This is a genomic window from Pseudomonas sp. LB1P83 (assembly GCF_054897885.1).
In genome coordinates, this window is the sequence record NZ_CM142709.1 from 5705720 (window position 1) to 5729860 (window position 24141).

22 protein-coding genes are annotated in these 24141 nt (G+C 59.6%); 12 read left to right on the top strand and 10 right to left on the bottom strand.

Features of this window, described 5'->3' with window-relative positions:
• Positions 1–11: 11 nt before the first annotated feature.
• The 5 genes from etfA to ACYZTY_RS26255 all read right to left on the bottom strand — a co-directional run bounded on the left by etfA (position 12) and on the right by ACYZTY_RS26255 (position 7109).
• Positions 12–1232 carry an electron transfer flavoprotein subunit alpha gene (gene etfA / locus ACYZTY_RS26235; RefSeq protein ID WP_461956054.1) on the bottom strand — a complete coding sequence of 407 codons (1221 nt, stop codon included), beginning with the start codon at positions 1230–1232 and terminating at the stop codon, positions 12–14.
• On the bottom strand, positions 1232–3181 hold the full coding sequence (gene dgcB, locus ACYZTY_RS26240) for a dimethylglycine demethylation protein DgcB (protein WP_461956055.1): 1950 nt from the start codon (positions 3179–3181) through the stop codon (positions 1232–1234). Before dgcB ends, etfA begins: the two co-directional genes overlap by 1 nt.
• A 175-nt stretch (positions 3182–3356) precedes the next feature.
• Positions 3357–5417, bottom strand: coding sequence for a dimethylglycine demethylation protein DgcA (dgcA, locus tag ACYZTY_RS26245; protein ID WP_282380559.1), 2061 nt, complete (start codon positions 5415–5417; stop codon positions 3357–3359).
• 15 nt (positions 5418–5432) lie between these two features.
• Positions 5433–5963, bottom strand: coding sequence for a DUF5943 domain-containing protein (locus tag ACYZTY_RS26250; RefSeq protein ID WP_007947752.1), 531 nt, complete (start codon positions 5961–5963; stop codon positions 5433–5435).
• 168 nt (positions 5964–6131) lie between these two features.
• Entirely contained in the window at positions 6132–7109 is a 978-nt protein-coding gene (locus ACYZTY_RS26255; RefSeq protein ID WP_008033250.1) for a dipeptidase, read from the bottom strand.
• Between the two features lie 236 nt (positions 7110–7345).
• Between ACYZTY_RS26255 and ACYZTY_RS26260 the strand changes: the two genes are divergently transcribed.
• Entirely contained in the window at positions 7346–7747 is a 402-nt protein-coding gene (locus tag ACYZTY_RS26260) for a lysozyme inhibitor LprI family protein (RefSeq protein ID WP_461956056.1), read from the top strand.
• A 4-nt stretch (positions 7748–7751) separates the two neighbouring features.
• Here the strand turns inward: ACYZTY_RS26260 and ACYZTY_RS26265 are convergent, their stop codons facing one another.
• Positions 7752–8990, bottom strand: coding sequence for a type II toxin-antitoxin system HipA family toxin (locus ACYZTY_RS26265; protein WP_461956057.1), 1239 nt, complete (start codon positions 8988–8990; stop codon positions 7752–7754).
• Positions 8987–9283, bottom strand: coding sequence for a helix-turn-helix domain-containing protein (locus tag ACYZTY_RS26270; protein ID WP_461956058.1), 297 nt, complete (start codon positions 9281–9283; stop codon positions 8987–8989). Before ACYZTY_RS26270 ends, ACYZTY_RS26265 begins: the two co-directional genes overlap by 4 nt.
• 425 nt (positions 9284–9708) lie before the next feature.
• Between ACYZTY_RS26270 and ACYZTY_RS26275 the strand changes: the two genes are divergently transcribed.
• Together ACYZTY_RS26275 and ACYZTY_RS26280 are read left to right on the top strand one after the other, a co-directional pair.
• Positions 9709–10032, top strand: coding sequence for a helix-turn-helix domain-containing protein (locus ACYZTY_RS26275; RefSeq protein ID WP_461956059.1), 324 nt, complete (start codon positions 9709–9711; stop codon positions 10030–10032).
• A 32-nt stretch (positions 10033–10064) separates the two neighbouring features.
• Complete coding sequence (locus tag ACYZTY_RS26280) at positions 10065–10481, top strand: DUF3010 family protein (protein ID WP_461956060.1); 417 nt, start codon at positions 10065–10067, stop codon at positions 10479–10481.
• A gap of 132 nt (positions 10482–10613) precedes the next feature.
• Here ACYZTY_RS26280 and ACYZTY_RS26285 read toward each other — a convergent pair whose 3' ends face one another.
• Positions 10614–11561 (bottom strand): GlxA family transcriptional regulator, encoded by a 948-nt coding sequence (locus ACYZTY_RS26285; RefSeq protein ID WP_392892128.1) that lies wholly within the window; start codon positions 11559–11561, stop codon positions 10614–10616.
• A gap of 210 nt (positions 11562–11771) precedes the next feature.
• Between ACYZTY_RS26285 and ACYZTY_RS26290 the strand changes: the two genes are divergently transcribed.
• From ACYZTY_RS26290 to ACYZTY_RS26315, 6 genes are all read left to right on the top strand, one after another.
• The gene (locus ACYZTY_RS26290) at positions 11772–12716 is read left to right on the top strand and encodes a choline ABC transporter substrate-binding protein (protein WP_461956061.1); all 945 of its coding nucleotides are present in this window, start codon (positions 11772–11774) and stop codon (positions 12714–12716) included.
• Positions 12717–12791: 75 nt separating this feature from the next.
• Positions 12792–13679 carry a beta-keto acid cleavage family enzyme gene (locus tag ACYZTY_RS26295; RefSeq protein WP_461956062.1) on the top strand — a complete coding sequence of 296 codons (888 nt, stop codon included), beginning with the start codon at positions 12792–12794 and terminating at the stop codon, positions 13677–13679.
• Positions 13680–13819: 140 nt separating this feature from the next.
• Complete coding sequence (locus ACYZTY_RS26300) at positions 13820–14785, top strand: L-carnitine dehydrogenase (protein ID WP_461956063.1); 966 nt, start codon at positions 13820–13822, stop codon at positions 14783–14785.
• A 224-nt stretch (positions 14786–15009) separates the two neighbouring features.
• The gene (locus ACYZTY_RS26305; RefSeq protein ID WP_461956064.1) at positions 15010–15486 is read left to right on the top strand and encodes a thioesterase family protein; all 477 of its coding nucleotides are present in this window, start codon (positions 15010–15012) and stop codon (positions 15484–15486) included.
• Between the two features lie 14 nt (positions 15487–15500).
• Complete coding sequence (locus ACYZTY_RS26310; protein WP_461956065.1) at positions 15501–16661, top strand: gamma-butyrobetaine dioxygenase; 1161 nt, start codon at positions 15501–15503, stop codon at positions 16659–16661.
• A 372-nt stretch (positions 16662–17033) separates the two neighbouring features.
• Positions 17034–17297 carry a hypothetical protein gene (locus ACYZTY_RS26315; protein WP_046045296.1) on the top strand — a complete coding sequence of 88 codons (264 nt, stop codon included), beginning with the start codon at positions 17034–17036 and terminating at the stop codon, positions 17295–17297.
• A 141-nt stretch (positions 17298–17438) separates the two neighbouring features.
• Here the strand turns inward: ACYZTY_RS26315 and gbdR are convergent, their stop codons facing one another.
• Entirely contained in the window at positions 17439–18542 is a 1104-nt protein-coding gene (gene gbdR / locus ACYZTY_RS26320) for a choline metabolism transcriptional regulator GbdR (RefSeq protein WP_438658982.1), read from the bottom strand.
• Between the two features lie 559 nt (positions 18543–19101).
• Entirely contained in the window at positions 19102–20478 is a 1377-nt protein-coding gene (locus ACYZTY_RS26325) for an L-serine ammonia-lyase (RefSeq protein WP_461956066.1), read from the bottom strand.
• 435 nt (positions 20479–20913) lie between these two features.
• Here ACYZTY_RS26325 and ACYZTY_RS26330 point away from each other — a divergent pair, with 435 nt between their 5' ends.
• From ACYZTY_RS26330 to choV, 3 genes are all read left to right on the top strand, one after another.
• The gene (locus ACYZTY_RS26330; protein ID WP_461956067.1) at positions 20914–21864 is read left to right on the top strand and encodes a choline ABC transporter substrate-binding protein; all 951 of its coding nucleotides are present in this window, start codon (positions 20914–20916) and stop codon (positions 21862–21864) included.
• Positions 21865–21941: 77 nt separating this feature from the next.
• Positions 21942–22787 (top strand): choline ABC transporter permease subunit, encoded by an 846-nt coding sequence (gene choW / locus ACYZTY_RS26335; RefSeq protein ID WP_109635476.1) that lies wholly within the window; start codon positions 21942–21944, stop codon positions 22785–22787.
• Positions 22784–23962, top strand: a complete 1179-nt coding sequence (gene choV / locus ACYZTY_RS26340; RefSeq protein ID WP_131060629.1) for a choline ABC transporter ATP-binding protein — start codon at positions 22784–22786, stop codon at positions 23960–23962. The genes choW and choV overlap by 4 nt, the downstream gene beginning before the upstream one ends.
• Positions 23963–24141 lie beyond the last annotated feature (179 nt).

The window sequence follows — 24141 nt, forward strand, 5'->3', positions numbered from 1 at the left end:
CTTTCCTTCCCTTAAGCCGCATCGCGCTTGGCTTCGTTGCGGTAAGCCTCTACCGCCGCGATCAAGGCTTGAAGAATCTCGGCGCTCTCGCCGATCACCGACAGGTCGGCCCGTTTGATCATGTCGCAGCCCGGATCGAGGTTGATTGCCACCACCTTGTCGCAGGCACCGATGCCTTGCAGGTGCTGGATCGCCCCGGAAATCCCCACAGCCACGTAAACCCGTGCGGTGACCCAGGTGCCGGACGCGCCAACCTGGCGGTCACGAGCCATGAAGCCATCGTCCACCGCCACCCGGGATGCGCCTTCGGTAGCGCCCAACGCTTCGGCCGTCCTGTGGAAAAGTCCCCAGTCCTTGACCCCGTTGCCGCCGGAGAAGATGAATTCGGCTTCGGCCATCGGAATCGCCGCCGGGTCCACTGCCACCGCGCCCAAATCTTCGATGCGCGACAGGCTGCGCGCGACCGTTGTGGATAACTCCACCGGCAACGCTTCGTGACGGGTTTCGCTGACGGGTTCGGCGCATTCGACGGCGGCCAGAATCAACCGGGCGACCGGGCGCGCAAGGTCTTGTAACCCGGCACCGGCGCGGCCGATGCATTCCTGATCCTTGACCTGCCAGACCCGCGTGGCCGGGCGTTCGCCCAGTGCTGCGGCAAAGCGCCGACCCAGCTCACCGCCACCGCTGCGGCTGTCCGGCAGCAACCAGCGGCGCGGGCTGAACTGGTTATCCACAGCCCGTAGGCCCTGGACTCTTTGTTCCGGTGCATAACCGCTGAATTCGTCGCCATCCAGTACCAGCAAGCGATCAACGCCTGCGGTGGTGAACGCGTTTTCCTTGTGCTCGCCGAAGACCACGGCCAATACCGCACCGTCCTTGCCGGCCAACTGGTGGGCCAGGCCCAGCAAGTCCTTGTCGTGGCTGCTCAGGCGGCCGCCGACCATGTCCGGTACCACGCTGATGTAAAACGCAGGTGCAGGCACTTGATGCAGCGGCAGTTGCACTTCAACGGTGGCCGAGCGTTTGGTCGCCCCGCCCTGCTGAGCGCCGCTGCGGTCGATGCGCTTGATGCCGTTGGGGCCGATAAAACCGATGCCGTGCAAATTCTTGCGAATGACGCCGTTCGGGCCCATCCAGCTGTGTTGCGCCGGTTGCATGGCCGCGTGCAGCGGGTGCAAGCGGTTACGGGCAATCCATTCGGCGCGGGGGTCGCGGCGGATAATGTCGCTCATCAGTGGGCCTCCGCAGGTTCACGTTGGGCCGGTTTAGTCGGTTTGCTCGGGGCTGCATCTTCGAGCAACGCGTCGGCCACCAATTCGGCGATGTCCTTGATCAGCGGACGGGGTTCGACCACGCCTTCGAGCATCGCGGTGCATTGTGGACAACCCACGGCCACCAGTTCGGCGCCGGTTTCGCGGATGTCTTCCATGCGCATGTCGGGGATCCGTTGTTTGCCCGGAATGTCGGTGATCGGCGCACCGCCGCCGCCGCCGCAGCAGCGCGAACGGAAGCCGGAGCGTTGCATCTCTTTCACTTCAATCCCGAGGGCGCGCAGCACTTCACGCGGCGCCTCGTATTCGCCGTTGTAGCGACCGAGGTAGCACGGGTCGTGATAGGTCACGCTGCTGCCTTTGTGCTGGCCGAGATTCAGGGCGCCAGCGTTGATGATTTCCGCCATGTAGGTGCTGTGGTGCTGTACGAGGTAGTTACCGTCGAAGGCGCCGTACTCGTTTTTCAGCACGTGGAAGCTGTGCGGGTCGCAGGTGACGATGCGGTTGAAGCTGTACTTGGCCAGGGTCTGGATGTTGCGTTTGGCCAATAGCTGGAAGGTTGCTTCGTCGCCCAGACGGCGGGCCACGTCACCGCTGTCACGCTCTTCAAGGCCCAGCACCGCGAAGTCGACCTTGGCCGCTTTCAGCACTTTGACGAAGGCGCGCAAGGTGCGCTGGTTGCGCATGTCGAAGGCACCGTCGCCGACCCAGAACAGCACGTCGACCGACTTCTTCTCGCTGAGCAGGTTGAGGTTCAAGTCCGCCGCCCAGTTCATCCGCCCGCCTGGAGCGAAACCGCCAGGGTTGTCGGTGGCGATCAGGTTTTCCAGGACTTCGGCACCCTTGTTCGGGGTTGCGCCTTTTTCCAGGGTCAGATGGCGGCGCATGTCAACGATGGCGTCGACGTGCTCGATCATCATCGGGCATTCCTCGACGCAGGCACGGCAGGTGGTGCAGGACCACAGGGTTTCGGCGTCCACCAGACCGTTGACGATCGGTTGATGCGGGTTGCCGGCGTGTTCGCCGATCGCTTTGCCCGGATAGGGGCTGCCAGCGAATTTGGCGTCGGTGCCACCGGCGAGGCCGACGACCATGTCTTGAATCAGTTTTTTCGGGTTCAACGGCTGGCCGGCGGCGAACGCCGGGCACGCGGCTTCACATTTACCGCACTGCACACAGGCATCGAAGCCGAGCAGTTGGTTCCAGGTGAAATCCTTGGGTTTTTCCACGCCCAGCGGCGCGGTCGGGTCGTTCAGGTCCAGCGGTTTCAAACCAGTGGAACGACCACCACCAAAACGCTCGGCGCGACGGTGCCAGGCCAGGTGCAGGGCACCGGCGAAGGCATGCTTCATCGGCCCGCCCCAGGTCATGCCGAAGAACAGTTCGCTAACGCCCCACAGCACACCGACGAAGAGGATCGCCGCCACTACCCAGCCACCGAAGTTTTCCGGAAGGATGCCGGCGACCGGCAGGGTCAACAGAAAGAAGCTCGCCGAGAACGCCAACAGGCTTTTCGGCAGGCGCATCCACGGCCCTTTGGACAGGCGGGCCGGCGGATTGCGACGACGCAGGTACACAAAGATCGCACCGACGAACATCACCACCGTCATCAACAGCAGCGCGTAACCGAGGATGCGGTTATGCAGGCCGAAGCCGTGAACCAGGATCGCCAGCACAATCGACGCCACCGCACCGCCAGCCGTGGCGACGTGAGTGTTGGCGATGTATTTGTCCCGCGCGACGACATGGTGCAAATCGACCATGTAGCGCTTTGGCATGGCGAACAGGCCGCCGATCAGGTCGACTTTCGAAGCCCGGCCCCGGCGCCACATAGCCACCCGCCGCAACGCGCCGAGGACAGCGAGACCCAGGGCTGCGAACAACAGGATTGGAAGAAGGGTGTTCAACATGGTGGAGCTCCCAAAGACCTCGGGGTCTTGCAGGCCAAACTACCTGGATGCCTTGCCCGATTCCCTGTAGGAGCGAGGCTTGCCCGCGAAAGCGATGGATCAGCCGACATCAATGTTGAATGTCATGACGCCTTCGCGGGCAAGCCTTGCTCCTACAAGGGTTATCCACAAGCTCTTAGAAATCCTTGCACAACCGCAACGCGTCGTAGATCGCCGCGTGGGTGTTGCGCTGCGCCACGCAGTCGCCGATGCGGAACAGCAAGTAGCCGTCGCCCGCCTGACTCAGCGAAGGTTGCGGCTTGATCGCGAACAAGGCTTCGATGTCCATCTGGCCTTTGTTGCGCGAGCCTTCCTTCAGGGCGTAGTAGATTTCTTCGTCCGGACGCACGCCGTTTTCGACGACGACCTGATCCACCACCCGCTCCTCTTTGGCGCCGGTGTATTCGTTTTCCAGCACCGCCACCAGCTTGTCGCCTTCGCGGTAGACCTTCTCCAGCATCATGTCCCCGGTCATGATCACCTCTTTCGGGTACATGCTGCGGTAGTACGTCGGGAACGAGGTGCCGCCAATCGCTACGCCCGGCTTGATGTCGTCAGTGACGATCTCGACTTGACTGCCCTTGTCGGCAAGGAAGTCGGCGGTCGACATCCCCGTGAATTCGCAAATGGTGTCGTAGACCAGCACGTTCTTGCCCGGCGCGACCTTGCCATCGAGGATGTCCCAGCTGCTGACCACCAGGCCTTCAGCCGCACCCCAGTGTTCGTTCTGCTCCAGGAACGGATGACCGCCAACGGCGAGCACCACGACATCCGGGCGCAGGTCGAGAATGGTTGCCGCATCGGCCGCCACGCCCAGGCGCAGGTCGACTTTCAGACGCGCCAGTTCCAGCTGGAACCAGCGGGTGATACCGGCGATCTGGTCACGCTGTGGCGCTTTCGAGGCGGTGGTGATTTGGCCGCCGATGAATTCTTTCTTCTCGAACAGGGTCACGTCGTGGCCACGTTCGGCCGACACGCGAGCGGCTTCCATCCCGGCAGGACCAGCACCGACCACCACAACTTTGCGCTTCACACCGGTCGATTTCTCAATGATGTGCGGCACGCCCATGTATTCACGGGAAGTCGCGGCGTTCTGGATGCACAACACGTCCAGGCCCTGATACTGACGGTCGATGCAGTAGTTGGCGCCGACGCATTGTTTGATCTGGTCAATCTGGCCCATCTTGATCTTGGCGATCAGGTGCGGGTCGGCGATGTGGGCGCGGGTCATGCCGACCATGTCCACGTAGCCGCCTTCCAGAATACGGGTCGCCTGGTTCGGGTCCTTGATGTTCTGCGCGTGCAGCACCGGGGCCTTCACCACTTCCTTGATACCCGCCGCCAAATGCAGGAATGGCTCCGGTGGATAACTCATGTTGGGGATAACGTTGGCCAGGGTGTTGTGGGTGTCGCAACCCGAGCCGACCACGCCGATGAAGTCGATCATCCCGGTGTCGTCGTAATACTTGGCGATCTGCTTCATGTCCTCGTGGGACAAGCCGTCCGGGTGGAATTCATCACCGCACAGACGAATGCCGACGCAGAAATCCGGGCCGACCTCGGCCCGCACAGCCTTGATCACTTCCAGGCCGAAACGCATGCGGTTCTCGAAGCTGCCGCCCCATTCGTCGGTACGCTTGTTGACCCGCGGGCTCCAGAACTGGTCGATCATGTGCTGGTGCACAGCCGACAATTCCACGCCGTCCAGGCCACCGGCCTTGGCGCGGCCAGCCGCGGTAGCGTAGTTACCGATCACCCGCCAGATTTCTTCCGGCTCGATGGTTTTGCAGGTCGCACGGTGCACCGGCTCGCGGATGCCCGACGGTGACAGCAGGGTTGGCCAATGCTCGCCGTCCCAACGGGAACGACGACCCATGTGGGTAATCTGGATCATGATCTTGGCGCCATGCTTGTGCATGGCATCGGCCAGGTTCTGGAAGTGCGGAATGATCCGGTCATCGGCCAGGTTGACCGACTTCCACCAGCCTTGCGGGCTGTCGATGGCCACACTGGAGGAACCGCCGCAAATCGCCAGGCCGATCCCGCCCTTGGCTTTCTCTTCGTAATACTTGACGTACCGGTCGGTGGTCATGCCGCCGTCGGTCGCGTAGACCTCGGCGTGCGCGGTGCTGAGCACGCGGTTGCGGATGGTCAGTTTGCCGATCTGGATCGGCTGGAACATTGCTTCGAAAGCCATGGCGGGTTCCTCGACTTACAACGGCTTGACGGTGAACAAACCGTCGTCGTGGCCTTCTTCGGAGCCACCGTAAACCTGTTCGGCAACGGTGCGGATCTTGCTGCCGCGAGCCTGCAGAATCTGGTCCATGGCACCGGCAAACCAACCGGTGAACATGTAGTCGACCTTGCGCCCGACCTTGCCGTACACGTAGACGAATGCCGAGTGTTCGAGCTTGACGCTGGCGGTGCCTTTGTCGAGGTCAATGTCCTGGATCTTGAACAGGCCCCAGCCGCGCTGCGACAGGCGCTTCATGTAGTGCTCGAACACCGCGACGCCTTCCAGGCCATGGCATTCAGCTTCTTTTTCACACCAGTGCCAGGCGGATTTGTAGCCGGCCTTGTAAAGGATCTCGGCGTAGGCTTCGGCGCCCAGCACTTCCTCGATGCCCATGTGGTTGTTGACGAAGAAATGACGCGGCACGTACAGCATCGGCAGGGCGTCAGAGGTCCAGACACCGGTTTCGCTGTCGACTTCGATTGGCAATTGCGGGGCGATCTTGGCCATGGGTAAAACTCCGAAATTCATAATGTTGAGGCGATAGGTAGCCGTAGCAGCTGTCGAGCCTGCGAGGCTGCGTTGGGCGGCGAAGCGGCCCCCGAGGGCGGTCCTGCGGACCGCAACGCAGACTCGTGCCTCGGCAGCTGCTACAGGAATCGTTTTTTCAAAGGGGATTTATTCGCCCCAGACGTCCTTGAGAACGTTGACCCAGTTCTCGCCCATGATCTTGCGGACCACGCGCTCGGAGTGGCCGCGCTTGAGCAGGGTTTCGGTCAGGTTCGGGAACTCGCCGACGGTGCGGATGCCCAGCGGGTTGATGATCTTGCCGAAGCTGGTCAGACGGCGGGCATAGCCCTTGTCATGGGTCAGGTATTCGAAGAAGTCCTGGCCATGGCCCTGGGTGAAGTCGGTGCCGATGCCGATGGCGTCTTCGCCGACGATGTTCATGGTGTATTCGATGGCTTCGGCGTAGTCGTCGATGGTCGAATCGATGCCCTTGGCCAGGAACGGCGCGAACATGGTCACGCCGACGAAACCACCGTGATCGGCGATGAACTTCAGTTCTTCATCGGATTTGTTGCGCGGGTGGATTTTCAGGCCCGACGGCAGGCAGTGGGAGTAGCAGACCGGTTTCTTCGATTCGAGGATGACTTCTTCGGAGGTTTTCGAACCGACGTGGGACAGGTCGCACATGACCCCGACGCGGTTCATCTCGGCAACGATTTCGCGACCGAAGCCCGACAGGCCGCCATCGCGCTCGTAGCAGCCGGTACCCACCAGATTCTGGGTGTTGTAGCACATCTGCACGATACCGACGCCGAGCTGCTTGAACACCTCGACATAGCCGATCTGGTCTTCAAAGGCGTGAGCATTCTGGAAGCCGAACAGGATGCCGGTCTTGCCCTGTTCCTTGGCCTTGCGGATATCGGCGGTGGTGCGTACCGGAATTACCAGGTCGCTGTTCTCGCGGATCAGCTTCTGGCTGGCGGCGATGTTGTTGACGGTGGCCTGGAAGCCCTCCCACACCGACACGGTGCAGTTGGCCGCGGTCAGACCGCCCTTGCGCATGTCTTCGAACAGCTCACGGTTCCACTTGGCAATAATCAGCCCGTCGATAACGATGCTGTCGGCGTGCAATTCGGCTGGGCTCATCAGGCTGTCCCCTATTAGCGATTCATGCGCCGAATCGTGTGCCGGCGCTTTGGGGCCAGCATATGCCTGAGTACCGGTGCAGCCGGGTGCAAAAACGACAGGGGGTTTGCCGAAAGCGTCAATCCGCGACAAAGGGTCGTTGATGGACGCAATCGCCCACCTGTTCAAGGGCCGCCGCTTGGGCCAGAATTCGCTGTATTACTGAATTGGCACTGAAAAAAAGGGGCTGCGTCGCAATGAGAACGATCTTCCTGGCTTTGACACTGATAGCGACCGGCGTACACGCGGCGGAAGAGGCTGACGACAACCCCTGCGACAAAGTCGAAAACGACGTCCAGACCCTGGAATGCTCCGCCTACAGCCGAACCACCGCCGAAGACCTGCTCAAAGACAACTACCAAAGCCTGAACGAGCGCATGCAAACGGCCTACGGCAAGAATCAGGCGCAACTGGCCGACATCACCGCCAAGCTCAAGGCTGCGCAACAGCAGTGGCTGAAGACCCGGGATGCGGATTGCGCAGTCGAGGCGTTTCCAGCGACCAGTGGTAGCAAGGCGTTTACGATTGCGCAGAATGATTGCGTGGCGCGGATGAGTGATGAGCGGTCGGAGTTTTTGGAGTCGATTGGGCAGGAATAGACCGTTAGAACGCCTGCCACACTGACTCAAGAACGGTCAGCAGTTTTTTGCTCTCCGATTTATCGATCTCCAGATCGGCGCAACAGATACTCCAGTCGGAAAAAGCATTCAGTGTTTGTTCGATGTAACGTTCGGGCTCAAGGAAACTGAAAGTTTTGCACACCTCAACAAGCGCCTTGCGTGAGGGCATGCCTTTTCCCGCGAATGCCGTGGTGTGTTCGTTGCCACGCCCTGCAGTGCTGGAAAAGGTCAGGTCGTAGGCCGGCGCCATTTTCCAGCCGTCCTTGTCACCAAAAAACGAGAAGTTCTTCGCATGATCGTCGTGGTTATGAGCGAGCGCGTTAAAGACCATCAACCGGGCCATTTTCTCGACCTCGACCGCGTTTTTGGTCATTGCCCAGGTCGCTCGCAGTAAATCGCTGTAGTCGAGGCTTGGCGTACGGAAGTCGGCGTATAGAATTGCTGCAGCGGTCAGCATGTGGCGCTTGGTATCTGTTTCTCGATCGAAGCGTTTCGTGGCGAAGAATTGTTCTGCACCCTTGGTGGTTTCTACCTGAAACAGTTTCGACTCGGAAATTTCGACCCCGGCCCGACGCGCCATCAGTGCATATGCCTGCTCAATAGCACCGCTATCACGATGGTCCTCTTCGCAGCGAAATTTGATCAACCAGTGCTCATATCCCTCGGGCATTTCACCGAATGACGAAACGGCGCGCCGCTTGTCCGGCGAAAGACCAATGACCGCTTTGGGCCGGGCACCACCGGGGGAGCCGCCCGCCAGTCGCAGAGAATTGATGACCTCGTCAGCGCTACCTGAAAGTATCGTTTGTGATGCTTCATAGAGGGCGGCCAGATCGAGGTCTTCGTCTGTTTCAACGGTTTCGAACATCGGCACGTATTCAAGCGCGCCCATGCTGCGATTGCCCATGTAGGCCAGGCGATCCAGCGGTCCGATGGCGTGGCGCTCGATTCTCAACTGACTTCGGAAGAATCGATCCATGAGCAGCAATCCCCAGCCATCGGGCAACGAATCGCTGAAGGCACCGTGCAGGCCGTCAAACAGCAGCAGGTCAGCCGCCCTCTGGGGTTTGACCGAGAAATCCATATGAAACGGCGCAAGGTTGAATCCTTTCGCCAACCAGCCCGGGTCATAGGAAAAGAACACACCCTGACGAGGAATCGCGACCAGTTCACCGACCCGTGAGCCTTGAAGCATGACGCTGAGTGCGTTGACGGATTTCATTGTCGGCCCCGAGCCCTTTCGTAGTTTTTCAGTTCTTGAAGCGTCAGCGACTGGGTAGAGGCGAACAAATTCGTCAATGGTTCCTCTACCCCGAGGCAGATCGAAATCAGCAACAAACCGTCCAGCGAGATTTTCCCGGTCGTTTCAAAGCGCTTGATATTTGACTCAGGGACACCTGATTTTTGCGCAAGCGTGCGCCGCGAAAGGTTTTTACTGAGTCTCAGACGCTTGGCATTTCCGGCGATCTGTAAAGCGATCTCTCCGGGGGAATAGAGGATATGGGTAAGGGCCATGAGTCGACCTCATTTGGAGTGTGAGCAAGTGTAGCAGTGCTAGCGCCAAGCTACGTTTATAAGCTTATATATTGTCCGTTGTAGCGATTAAATAAATACAAAGGACAATATTTGATCTCTAATAAACTAGATTCGGCACATGACTTCTTTCCGTCAAATTGATCGGATGTTTTTTCCCACATTCCCATCAGATCAAACCTACAGCACCCGTCCGCTGCGGCTTCGAACGTTTTCTTGTGCAACATGCCGATAGGGTTCGTTTGTTGGCGGGATAGAAAATATAAGCAAATATTCGCAAATCTTATAAAAGACTTATATTCTCCCATGAACAGCATTCACTGGACTCGAAAGGCCGTTAAGCAGCTTCTGAAATTGCGGGGATGGCGCAATCAAAGTGGTCAGTATTCAAGAGGTCAAAAAACGCGATGAACGCACCTATTGACGTTCAAATCATCAATGACGCAGACGGAAACCCGGCATTCGTGGTTATCCCTTACGCGCAATACGTGGCACAAAAAATTGAGCCCGACCTGATCCCACACGAAGTGGTCAGCCGTATCGTCGATGGCGCTACACCGATTCGCGCCTGGCGTGAACACTTGAACCTTACACAGGATGAAGTGGCCAAACGCATGGGCATTTCTCAACCGGCTTTTGCCCAGCAAGAGACCGTCGCGAAGCCACGCAAGGCCACCCGCGAGAAAATTGCCGCGGCGTTTGGCATCACGGCTAATCAACTTGAGCTGTAGGCTGCACACAACCATTTGTGAAAGGGATCGACATGAAAATCTGCGGCATCGAAATCAAAGGCAGCGAAGCGATCATCGCCGTGGCCTCCCTGGATGGTCAGACGCTGAGCCACGTAGCCCTGCCCACCAAGAAAATCGCCCTCGACGATGACGACGAAGCCGCGAACGTCAAAGTGTTTGCTGCTCAAGTGGCATCGTTTGTGCGCGAGAATTCCATCGACCGGATCGCGATCAAGAAACGCAGCAAGAAAGGTGAGTTCGCCGGTGGGCCGACCACGTTCAAGATCGAGGGCGTTTTTCAGTTGCTGGAGAGTTGTGAGGTGACGTTGTTGTCGCCGCAGACGATTAATGCGCAGGCTAAAAAGCACAACTTCGAACTGCCGGGTACGCTGAACAAGTATCAGCATGAGGCTTACAAGGCGGCCTGCTCCGCTCTGATGAAGAAGTAACGTCTTACCACTCGTAGGAGCGAGGCTTGCCCGCGAAGGCGGTGTGTCAGGCGACAGTGAAGTTGAATGTACCGGCCTCTTCGCGGGCAAGCCTCGCTCCTACAGGGTTCGGCTTGGCACCATTGCCACGGTTCATGCCTTCTGGGTTTGTCGGCGATCTTCCCGCGGGCACCGCTCAAACCGCGCCCGATAACTGCGGGTGAAATACGACGGCGATTCAAACCCGCACGCAATACTCACCTCCAATACGCTCATGTCCGTTTGCCGCAGCAGCTGCCGGGCCTTTTCCAGCCGTAATCGCAGGTAAAAATTGCTCGGCGTGTCGTTCAAATGCAGGCGAAACAGGCGTTCGAGCTGCCGCCGCGTCACCTTGATCGATTCCGCCAACTCCAGCGTGCTCAGCGGCGGTTCGCTGTGTTGTTCCATCTCGCCGATCACGTGAACAAGTTTCTTGTTGCTGATGCCATACCGCGTGGCGACTTCCATGCGCTGGTGGTCTTTGCGCGGACGAATACGGCCGAGCACAAACTGTTCGCTGACCTGGATCGCCAGTTCCGGGCCGTGGGCCTGGGCGATGAGGTCGAGCATCAGGTCGATGGACGCCGTGCCGCCAGCAGAGGTGATGCGCCGGCGGTCGATCTCGAACAGTTCCTGGGTAACGCTGAGCTGTGGATAAGACTCCTTGAAGGCGTCGATGGCTTCCCAGTGCAGGGTCAGGCGATGGCCGTCGAGCAGGCCGGCTTCGGCGAGGACGAAACTGCCGGTGTCGATGGCGCCGAGGGTCACGCCTTCGTTGTCCAGGCGGCGTAGCCAGTGTTCCAGCGCAGGCGTGGCGAACTTCAGCGGTTCGAAGCCGGCGACCACCAGCAAGGTTGCACCTTTCTTCAACGGCTCGAGAGCCGCATCGGCGTTGACCGACATGCCGTTGCTGGCCAGCACCGCCCCGCCGTCCGCGCTCAGTACATGCCAGCGATACAACTCGCCGCGAAAGCGGTTGGCGACCCGCAGCGGCTCGATGGCCGAGATAAATCCAATGGCCGAGAAACCCGGCATCAACATGAAGTAGAAATCCTGGGACATGGAGCGCACTCGATTGGCAGGTAGCGAGAGGGCGGGGAGCGTGTGGACGTTGATACGCCACTTGCCGACGGCATTCAAGAGGACAGGTCGCTGCAGTGCAAGAGCTGGTCGCCGTAGTGCGTTTTAGCGGGCCCTAAGCTGCGTAACTTGGCATCACCGGCGCACGAAGACGCCCGGACCCACAATAACGAACTGCCGAGGAAACCTGAGATGAAACGACTGATCAGCAGCTGTGTTCTTGCACTCAGCGGTACCGCTTTCCTGAGCGCCAGCGTCATGGCCGCCGAACCTGCCTCCTGCCAGAACGTGCGCATGGGTGTAGTGAACTGGACCGACGTAATCGCCACCAGCGCCATGACCCAGGTCCTGCTCGATGGCCTCGGCTACAACACCAAACAAACCAGCGCTTCCCAGCAAATCATCTTCGCCGGGATCCGCGACCAGCGCCTGGATCTGTTCCTGGGCTACTGGAACCCGCTGATGACTCAGACCATCACGCCGTTCGTCGATGGCAAGCAGGTCAAAGTCCTTGAAGCGCCAAGCCTCAAAGACGCTCGCGCCACCCTCGCCGTGCCAACTTACCTCGCCGACAAGGGCCTGAAAACCTTCGCCGACATCGCCAAGTTCGAAAAAGAACTGGGCGGCAAGATTTACGGCATCGAGCCAGGCTCGGGCGCCAACACCCAGATCAAGGCGATGATCGCCAAGAACCAGTTTGGCCTCGGCAAGTTCCAACTGGTCGAATCCAGCGAGGCCGGCATGCTTGCGGCAGTGGATCGCGCCGTGCGCCGCAAAGAAGCCGTGGTGTTCTTCGGCTGGGCACCGCACCCGATGAACGTCAACGTGAAGATGACCTACCTCACCGGCAGCGAAGACGCGCTCGGCCCGAACGAAGGCATGGCCACGGTCTGGACCGTCACTTCGCCGAACTATGCACAGCAGTGCCCGAACATCGGCAAATTGCTGAGCAACCTGACCTACACCGCCGAAGACGAGAGCCGGATGATGCAGCCGCTGCTCGATCACAAGGACGCCTTCGAATCCGCCAAGCAATGGCTCAAAGATCACCCGCAAGACAAGCAACGCTGGCTCGAAGGCGTGACCACCTTCGATGGCAAACCGGCGGCTGAGAATTTGAAACTGACCAGCAAATAAAACCAGATTGAACCACCGACTCGCAGCCCTACGGGGCTGCGAACGGAACCATCACGCCTGCAAGGAAACCGCCTCATGAACCACGACGTCATCATCACCTGCGCACTTACCGGTGCTGGCGACACGACCAGCAAGAGCCCACATGTGCCGGTCACCCCGAAACAAATCGCCGCCGCCGCGATAGAAGCCGCCAAGGCCGGCGCCACCGTCGTTCACTGCCACGTGCGCAACCCCGAAACCGGCAAATTCAGCCGTGATGTGGCGCTGTATCGCGAAGTGATGGAGCGCATCCGCGAGGCCGACGTCGACATCATCGTCAACCTCACCGCTGGCATGGGCGGCGACCTGGAAATCGGTGCGGGCGAGAACCCGATGGAGTTTGGCCCGAACACCGATCTGGTCGGCCCGTTGACCCGCCTGGCTCACGTTGAAGAACTGCTACCGGAAATCTGCACCCTCGATTGCGGCACCCTGAACTTCGGCGACGGCGACACCATTTACGTGTCCACCCCTGCTCAGTTGCGCGCTGGTGCCAAACGTATTCAAGAGCTGGGCGTGAAAGCCGAGCTGGAAATCTTCGACACCGGTCACCTGTGGTTCGCCAAACAGCTGATCAAAGAAGGCTTGCTCGACGACCCGCTGTTCCAGCTGTGCCTGGGCATCCCGTGGGGCGCACCGGCCGACACCACCACCATGAAAGCCATGGTCGACAACCTGCCCGCGAATGCGGTGTGGGCCGGTTTCGGCATCGGTCGCATGCAGATGCCGATGGCCGCGCAAGCAGTGCTGCTCGGCGGCAACGTGCGGGTCGGTCTGGAGGACAACATCTGGCTGGACAAGGGCGTGCTGGCGACCAACGGCCAACTGGTCGAACGCGCTTCGGAGATCCTCAGCCGCCTCGGCGCCCGCGTTCTGACGCCGGCGGAAGGCCGGGCAAAAATGGGCCTGACCAAGCGCGGTTAACCCCAAACACAAAACCTGTAGGAGCGAGGCTTGCCCGCGAAGAGGCCGGTACATCCGCCGCATAATCTGTGGCTGAAACACCGTCTTCGCGAGCAAGCTTCGCTCCTACAGGGATCACCGAATTCTTTCAGGAAGTTGCCATGACTTTTATCACCGAAATCAAAACCTTCGCAGCGTTAGGCAGCGGTGTCATCGGCAGCGGTTGGGTATCCCGCGCCCTCGCCCACGGCCTCGACGTTGTCGCCTGGGACCCGGCGCCCGGTGCCGAAGCCGCGCTGCGCAAACGCGTCGCCAATGCCTGGGGTGCGCTGGAGAAGCAAGGCCTGGCGCCTGGCGCCTCGCAGAATCGGCTACGCTTCGTCGCAACCATTGAAGAGTGCGTTCGCGACGCGGATTTCATTCAGGAAAGCGCCCCGGAACGCCTCGATCTGAAACTGGAACTGCACAGCAAAATCAGCGCGGCGGCCAAGCCGAATGCGCTGATCGGCTCCAGCACTTCGGGTCTGTTGCCAAGCGAGTTTTACGAGAGCTCGACGCACCCGGAACGCTGCGTCGTCGGCCACCCGTTCAACCCGGTTTACCTGCTGCCGCTGGTGGAAGTGGTCGGAGGCAAAAACACGGCGCCTGAAGCGGTTCAAGCCGCGATGAAAGTGTATGAATCCCTGGGGATGCGTCCGCTGCATGTGCGCAAGGAAGTACCGGGGTTTATCGCCGACCGCTTGCTCGAAGCGCTGTGGCGTGAGGCGCTGCACCTGGTTAACGACGGTGTGGCGACCACTGGCGAAATTGACGATGCGATCCGCTTTGGCGCGGGTTTGCGCTGGTCGTTCATGGGCACGTTCCTGACCTACACCCTGGCGGGCGGCGATGCGGGGATGCGGCACTTCATGGCGCAGTTCGGCCCGGCGTTGCAGTTGCCGTGGACATACCTGCCAGCCCCGGAACTGACCGACAAGTTGATTGATGACGTGGTGGACGGCACCAGTGATCAACTGGGCAAACACAGCATTTCCGCGCTGGAGCGCTATCGTGATGATTGCTTGCTGGCGGTGCTGGAGGCGGTGAAGACTACCAAAGAGAAGCATGGGATGGCGTTTAGTGAGTAATTGCAGCTTGCTTGAGATCCACCCCTCACCCTAACCCTCTCCCCAAGGGGTAGAGGGGACTGACCGAGGTGTTCTTAGAGCTACATCGACCTGAGATATCGCGTCGAACTCAGGTTCTGACCGCAACGCAGATCTGCCCCCTTTCCCCCTCTCCCCTATGGGGAGAGGGCTGGGGTGAGGGGTGGATCTTGAATTACAACCAAATCCTCAAGCGGACACCCATCATGCCCACCCTCACCACCTACCAAACCCGAATCATCCCCGACTGGGTCGACTACAACGGCCACCTGCGCGATGCCTTCTACCTGCTGATTTTCAGCTACGCCACCGACGCGCTGATGGATCGCCTGGGAATGGACAGCAACAACCGCGAAGCCAGCGGCAATTCGCTGTTCACCCTCGAACTGCACCTCAATTACCTGCACGAAGTGAAGCTCGACGCCGACGTCGAAGTGCACACCCAAATCATCGGCCACGACAGCAAACGCCTGCACCTCTATCACAGCCTGCATCGGGTCGGCGATGACAAGGAACTGGCAGGCAACGAACAAATGCTGCTGCACGTCGACCTCGACGGGCCACGATCCGCGCCCTTCAGCGAAGACACCTTAAGCAAGCTGCAAGCCATCATCGCCGAACAAACCGACTTGCCCGCCCCCGCCTACATCGGCCGAGTGATCGCATTACCCCCTAAAAAATAACAAGGAGATCGCCATTGAACACCGCCGCTTTTGCCGACTTCCGTACCTACCCGTTGATCAGCGCGTTGACCGCCGTGCACACCCTGGCGGATCGCATTCAAGTGAAGTGGGCCGACGGTCGGGTCAGTCCCTTTCATCATCAATGGCTGCGGGACAACTGCCCGTGCCCGCTATGCGTCTACACCGTGACCCGCGAGCAAGTGCTGGAAATCGTCGACGTCGCAGAAGACCTGACGCCGACAGCGGCAAACGTCGATGCCGATGGTTGCCTTAGCGTCGAATGGCAGGACGGCCACCTCAGCCGCTTCGATCCGGGCTGGTTACGCGCTCACGCCTATGACGAAGAGTCCCGCGCCGAACGTCGGGCCGGCAAGCCAAAACCCAGGCTGTGGAAAAGCGACTTACAGCTGCCAGTGTTCGAATACCAGGCGCTGATGAACGACAACGACGCCTTGCTGCAATGGCTGCTGGCAGTGCGCGATATCGGCCTCACTCAAGTGCGCGGCGTGCCCACCGAACCCGGCTCACTGAAGCTGATTGCCCAGCGGATTTCCTTCATCCGCGAGAGCAATTTCGGCGTGCTGTTCAACGTGCAATCCAAGGCCGATGCCGACAGCAACGCCTACACCGCCTTCAACCTTCCGTTGCACAGCGACTTGCCGACCCGAGAGTTGCAACCGGGGCTGCAATTTCTGCATTGCCTCGTCAATGACGCCGACGGTGGCGAAAGTATATTCGTCGACGGCTTTGCCATCGCCCAAGCGTTGCGCGAGGAAGATCCCGAGTCGTTCAAAGCCCTGTGTGAAATCCCCGTGGAGTTCCGCAACAAGGACCGCCACAGCGACTACCGCTGCCTGGCGTCGATCATCGCCCTGGATGCGTTGGGGCAGGTCTCGGAGATCCGCATGGCGAACTTTCTGCGTGGGCCATTTGATGCGTCGATCGAGGACATGCCCAAGCTTTACCACGCCTATCGCCGCTTTATTGCGATGACCCGCGAAGCACGATTCCGGGTGATGACGCGGCTCAATCCCGGCGAGTTGTGGTGCTTCGACAACCGCCGCACCCTCCACGCCCGCAACGCCTTCGACCCCGCCAGCGGTGCCCGGCATTTCCAGGGTTGTTATGTCGACCGTGATGAATTGCTGTCGCGGATCCTCGTTTTACAGCGTTGACCGCGGCATCGTTCTTCGCGGGCAAGCCTCGCTCCTACAGAAGACCACGCGATCCCTGTAGGAGCGAGGCTTGCCCGCGAAGGCTCCAGCCCAGACACCCCATATCTCCCTGATTCACAGGCAAAAAAAACCCCGATCAAGCCGTGACAAGATCGGAGCTGAGGAGGGTACTGTTGAGGAGCCGTTGCGCGAGGGTGACCAAACCTTCGTGAAGCCAGCTGAATCCAGTGTGCCCACTCTCACCTCTGGCAAGTTAGCCGAAAACGACCTGTTCATAGGTATCGCGGCCATTGCGACAAATCGTCCTTGCCGACACCCACGGCCCCTACGAGAATCGAGCCACGACACCGTTCCCTGAAGAAGGATTGCGTCATGATGTACGCCGATTTGATAGACCAGGAAGACCTGCTGGGCCAGCTCAAGGCGTTGGGATTTGCCGTGCCCCCTGGCGCCACCGCTGAGCAGGCCTGCGAATGCGCGGTACGGGGTTTGAACAACGAGCGGGCAATGGAACTGCGGACCATGGTCAAGCAGATGTACACCAGCAGCGCGACCATCCTGCCGGCCGTGCGCCAGGCCATTGACAGGCAGTTGCTGCCTGCGTTGGCGGAGTATCAGCAGAGTCGTAGCGCCTGATCTGTGGCGAGGGAGCTTGCTCCCGTTCGAGCGCGAAGCGGTCGCAAAACCAGCAAATGCTATCTGTCTGAAGGAATGTATTTACTGGTTTTGGGGGCTGCTTCGCAGCCCAGCGGGAGCAAGCTCCCTCGCCACAACGGTTTAGAGCCTTACGCTAGCGAACGTCGACTCGTTACGAGCCTGACTCAACGCCGACAACGGCCCGGACAAAGGCGACAGCACCAGCGCTTGCGGCAGCGGCATCATCGCCACTTGTTGCGTGGTGTTGGAACCTACGCGCTCGTCACGCGGCGGAATGCCGAAGTATTCGCGGTAGCACTTGGAGAAGTGCGGCGTGGACACGAAGCCACAGACCGACGCCACTTCGATGATCGACATCGGCGTTTGCTTGAGCAGCTGCCTGGCACGGATCAGGCGCAGTTTGAGGTAGTAACGCGACGGCGAGCAGTGCAGATACTTCTGGAACAGGCGCTCCAGCTGACGGCGCGAAACAGCGACATATACCGCCAGTTCGTCGAGGTCGATCGGCTCTTCCAGGTTGGCTTCCATCAGCGCAACGATTTCCTGCAGCTTCGGCTGGTTGGTGCCGAGCATGTGCTTGAGCGGCACGCGCTGGTGATCCTGCTCATTGCGGATGCGCTCGTAGACAAACATTTCCGAGATCGCGGCGGACAATTCACGGCCGTGATCGCGGCTGATCAGGTGCAGCATCATGTCCAGCGGCGCGGTGCCGCCGGAACTGGTGAAACGGTTACGGTCGAGGGTGAACAAGCGCGTGCTCATGGCCACACGCGGGAACGCTTCCTGCATCGAGGCCAGGCATTCCCAGTGCACGCTGCAATCAAAACCGTCCAGCAGGCCGGCGCAGGCCAGGGCCCAGCTGCCGGTGCAGACCGCGCCGAGACGGCGGGACTGACGCGCCTGGCTTTGCAGCCACGACACGTGTTCGCGGGTAACGGTGCGCTGGATGCCGATGCCGCCGCAGACAATGATGGTGTCCAGAGGGGGCGCTTTGTGCATGGAGCAATCGGGGGTGATCTGCAGACCGTCACTGGCCCAGACTTGACCGCCATCGACGGTGAGTGTGGTCCAGCGATACAGCTCGCGACCGGACAATTGGTTGGCCATACGCAGGGGTTCTACTGCGGAGGCCAGAGAAATAAGCGTGAAATTGTCCAACAGCAGAAAGCCGATGGATTGAGGCGCACGGTTCTGGGGTTGGGCCCCGGAGTTGGACGTCGTCATCGCGGTATCTCCTCACACAAAGCGGGTGATGGCCTCAGGCGGAGGCTCTTGTTATTGCCATCGTTCTCGCGTGGGAGACGGGCTTTGTAATGACAGAGCAATTGCCATGCCTAAAGTTGAATGGCCATTCAATAACTCCTGAAAACGACGTCGCGGCGTGTCTATATAAGCCACGTCGCGAGTGGGGGTTATAAGTGCCATTATCGACTGGAGGCGCTCTGCCCTGTTGGGCTTGAGCAAATCGGTAGCACTTGTGGGAACAGGGCTACAGCGACCTGGCGGAGAGTGTCACCGCAAGCACAGGTGACAGGCGGTAATGGCCAACCTGGATCCCTGATCTGGGTGAAGGTGCTTATCTGTAAGCGACGCGCCAAAACATGGCGCGTTTTGAATCGGGTGTTCACTTAGCGCGCAGTTTTGACTGGTCTGGCGTGGTGCAATGCTGTCTGTTGTGGCGAGGGGATTTATCCCCGTTGGGTCGCGAAGCGTCCCCAAAAATCTCTACGACTGCTGCGCAGCCGAACGGGGATAAATCCCCTCACCACAGGTCAACTCGGTATCAGCACTCAACCGCGCTAACCGCCAACCCGCCCCGCGATGTCTCTTTATATTTGTCATGCATATCGGCGCCGGTATCGCGCATGGTGCGGATCACCCGATCCAGCGAGATAAAGTGCTGACCATCGCCGCGCAACGCCATCTGCGCCGCGTTGATGGCTTTCACTGCGGCAATCGCATTGCGCTCGATGCACGGCACTTGAACCAGCCCGCCCACCGGGTCGCAGGTCAGGCCGAGGTTGTGTTCCAGGCCGATTTCCGCCGCGTTGCACAGCTGTTCTGGTGTCGCGCCGAGAATCTCCGCCAACCCTGCTGCCGCCATCGCGCAGGCTGAACCGACTTCGCCCTGACAACCAACCTCCGCACCGGAAATCGAAGCGTTCTTCTTGCACAGAATCCCTACCGCCGCCGCACTGAGGAAATAGTCGACCACGTTGGCGTCGGTCACCACCTCGCTGAACTTCATAAAGTAGTGCAGCACCGCCGGAATGATCCCCGCCGCGCCGTTGGTCGGCGCCGTGACCATACGCCCGCCGGCAGCGTTCTCTTCGTTGACCGCCAGGGCGAACAGGTTGACCCACTCCATGGCGCTCAAGGTCGACCCGATCACGTTTGGCTTGCCCAACTCTTGCAGGCTGCGGTGCAACTTGGCCGCACGACGGCGCACATTCAGCCCACCGGGCAGGATGCCTTCGTGCTTGAGGCCTTGCTCCACGCAATCCTGCATGGCGCGCCAGAGTGTCATCAGGCCTGCGCGGATTTCCTCTTCGCTGCGCCAGACTTTCTCGTTGGCCATCATCAACTCTGCAACGCGCAAGTTGTGCTGCTTGCAGAGGCTGAGCAGCTCGACGGCGCTGGAGAAATCGTAAGGCAGCACGGTGCGATCCAGATCGACCACGCCGCTTGAAGCCTGTGCCTCATCGACGACAAAACCACCGCCGATGGAATAGTAGGTGTCGCGATGCAGCTCACCGTCATCGCCTTCGGCAATCAGGGTCATGGCGTTGGGGTGAAATGGCAGGTTTTCGTCGATCAGGCGCATGTCGCGAGCCCAGATAAACGGCACCGACAGGCGACCGTCGAGCAACAGCGTGTGGGTCTCGCGCAGGGTTTCGATACGGATGCCGATTTGCGACGGATCGATCGCGTCCGGCCACTCGCCCATCAGGCCCATGATCACCGCGTTGTCGCTGCCGTGACCGATGCCGGTGGCCGACAGCGACCCATACAGCTGAACTTCAACGCGCCGCACTTGTTCCAAAAGACCCTGCTCGCGCAAACCTTGCACGAACAGCGCGGCGGCCCGCATCGGTCCCACGGTGTGCGAACTGGAAGGGCCGATGCCGATTTTGAACAGGTCGAAAACACTGATAGCCATTACTGCCGAACTCCTGGATGTGCCAACTCCAGGCGCAAAAGCGCCCAGTGACGGAGCTGCTACGCTCAAGCTGCAATCCGCCGAGATGGCCGCATCATCAGGCTTTTGCGGTGTCGTTCGACGTCTCACACCGACGCACTCATGCTCACCAACGCCGCGGGCGTTTTACGCTGCGTTTTCGCCGTTTTTTTGCGGATCAGAGGGATAAAGGGGGCTGAAAAAAGCTGTAAACGACGTCACCGACACTGGATGCGACCATCCCTGTACTGGTTACGACGCACCCTGTAGGCGTCAGATTTTCACTGGTACATGATCGTATCGACTCGATTGCAAGGCGCCGTGGTAGAGCAGTCTCCAAAACGCCATCCAACCGCAACCTATAAGTGCGGTGGTCCAGTCGGAACACTGCCAAAAAAAACACCAAGGAGTCCATCCATGAAAGGTTCCCCGTCGTTGTTGTTGGCCGCCATGCTGAGTCTGCCGTTGCTGGCTCAAGCTGCAGATCCCGCTCAGTGCAGCACCGTAAACTTCTCCGATGTCGGCTGGACTGACATTACTGTCACCACCGCCACCACCAGCGTCGTTCTCGATGCCCTGGGCTACAAAACCAAAACCACGATGATTTCCGTTCCGGTGACCTACAAATCCCTGGCCGACGGCAAGAACATGGACGTGTTTCTGGGTAACTGGATGCCGACCATGGAAAACGACATCAAGGCCTACCGCGATGCCGGTACCGTGGAAACCCTGCGCGCCAACCTCGAAAACGCAAAATACACACTCGCCGTGCCCGAAGAGTTGTATAACAAGGGTCTGAAAGATTTCGCCGACATCGCCAAGTTCAAGAAAGAACTCGACGGCAAGATCTACGGCATCGAACCAGGCAACGACGGTAACCGCCTGATCCAGAGCATGATCGACAAGAACGCCTTCGGCCTGAAAGACGCCGGCTTCAAGGTGGTCGAGTCCAGCGAGGCAGGCATGCTCTCGCAAGTCGATCGCGCCCAGCGCCGCAACACCGCCGTGGTGTTCCTGGGCTGGGAACCACACCCGATGAACACGCGCTTCAAGATGAAATACCTGACTGGCGGCGACGACTTTTTCGGCCCGAATTTCGGTCAGGCAACCATCTTCACCAACACCCGCAAGGGTTACGCCCAGGAATGCAGCAACGTGGGTCAGTTGCTGAAAAACCTGCAGTTCACCCTCGACATGGAAAGCACGCTGATGGGCAACGTCCTGGACGACAAAATGAAGCCTGACGCGGCCGCCAAGGCCTGGCTGAAAAAGAATCCACAGGTGCTCGATACCTGGCTCGCTGGCGTGACCACCATTGACGGTAAACCAGGCCTGGAGGCCGTGAAAGCCAAGCTCGCGCAGCCTTGAATTAAGTAGCATCGCTTACGCCGGACGACTTCGGTCGTCCGGGCTGTTTATTTCCTTGCATGCGGACGTTCACTACCATGCTGATTGATCAGAAAATACCTCTAGGCCAGTACATCGCGGGCTTCGTTGAATGGTTGACGCAACACGGCGCCAACACCTTCGACGCAATCGCCGTGTCACTGGAAACGATGATCCACGGCGTGACTTTCGCGCTGACCTGGTTCAACCCGCTGGCATTGATCGGCCTCATCGCGCTACTGGCACACTTCATTCAACGAAAGTGGGGCCTGACTGTTTTTGTCATCGCCTCCTTCCTGCTGATCCTCAATCTGGGGTACTGGCAGGAAACCATGGAAACCCTCGCCCAGGTGTTGTTCGCCACCCTGGTCTGCGTGGTCATCGGCGTGCCGTTGGGCATCGTCGCCGCGCACAAACCGATGTTCTACACACTGATGCGGCCGGTGCTCGATCTGATGCAGACCGTGCCGACCTTCGTGTACCTCATTCCTACCCTGACCCTCTTCGGTCTGGGTGTGGTCCCGGGTCTGATCTCGACGGTAGTGTTCGCGATTGCCGCGCCTATCCGCCTGACTTACCTGGGTATCCGTGATGTTCCCGCAGAATTGATGGACGCCGGCAAAGCCTTCGGCTGCTCTCGCCGTCAACTGCTCGCACGCATCGAACTGCCCTACGCCATGCCAAGCATCGCGGCCGGCATCACCCAGTGCATCATGCTGTCGTTGTCGATGGTGGTGATCGCGGCACTGGTGGGCGCCGACGGCCTGGGCAAACCCGTGGTCAACGCACTGAACACTGCTGATATCGCCTTGGGCTTCGAAGCCGGCCTGGCGATCGTATTGCTGGCGATCATGCTCGACCGTATCTGCAAGCAACCCGACGCTAAAGTAGGGGGTGACGCATGAGCATTATTCGCTTCGAAGACGTCGACGTAATCTTTTCCAAAGACCCGCGTGAGGCGCTCAAGCTTCTCGACCAGGGTATGACCCGCGACCAGATCCTGAAAAAGACCGGGCAGATTGTCGGCGTTGAAAAAGCCAGCCTGGACGTCGAAAAAGGTGAAATCTGCGTATTGATGGGCCTGTCCGGCTCCGGCAAATCGAGCCTGCTGCGCTGCATCAACGGCCTCAACACCGTCAGCCGCGGCAAGCTGTTCGTCGAGCACGAAGGCAAGCAGATCGATATCGCTTCCTGCACCCCGGCAGAACTGAAAATGATGCGCACCAAGCGCATCGCGATGGTGTTCCAGAAGTTCGCCCTGATGCCTTGGCTGACAGTGCGCGAGAACATCAGTTTCGGTCTGGAAATGCAGGGTCGCCCGGAAAAAGAACGGCGCAAACTGGTGGACGACAAGCTTGAGCTGGTGGGCCTGACCCAGTGGCGCAACAAGAAACCCGACGAGCTCTCCGGCGGCATGCAGCAACGTGTGGGCCTGGCCCGCGCGCTGGCGATGGACGCCGACATCCTGCTGATGGACGAACCGTTCTCGGCACTCGACCCACTGATCCGCCAGGGCCTGCAAGACGAACTGCTGGAACTGCAAAGCAAGCTGAACAAAACCATCGTGTTCGTGAGCCACGACCTCGATGAAGCACTGAAGTTGGGCAGCCGTATCGCCATTATGAAAGACGGTCGGATCGTCCAGTACAGCAAGCCGGAAGAGATCGTACTGAACCCGGCGGACGACTACGTGCGGACCTTCGTCGCGCACACCAACCCGCTGAATGTTCTGTGCGGTCGCAGCCTGATGCGCACCCTGGACAACTGCAAACGCATCAACGGTTCGGTGTGCCTCGATCCGGGCGGCGATTCGTGGCTGGACTTGGCCGAAGGCAACACCATCAAAGGCGCACGCCAGAACGGTGCGAGCCTGGACCTGCAGAACTGGATTCCAGGGCAAGCGGTTGAAGGTCTGGGTCGTCGGCCGACGCTGGTGGACTCGAACATCGGCATGCGCGATGCGCTGCAGATTCGTTATCAGACGGGCAACAAGCTGGTGCTGCACGACAACAACAAGGTGGTCGGGATTCTGGGTGACAGCGAGCTGTACCACGCGCTGCTCGGCAAGAACCTGGGGTAAGGCAGCAGACACAAAAACGCCGCGAGAGGATCGCGGCGTTTTTGTTTATGGGGTATCGGGGTAGGTGTGTATTGACCCATCTGGCCCCTTCGCGGGCAAGCCTCGCTCCTACAGGGGATCGCGCAAATCCTGTAGGAGCGAGGCTTGCCCGCGAAGAACTCGACGCGGTGCTTCAGACC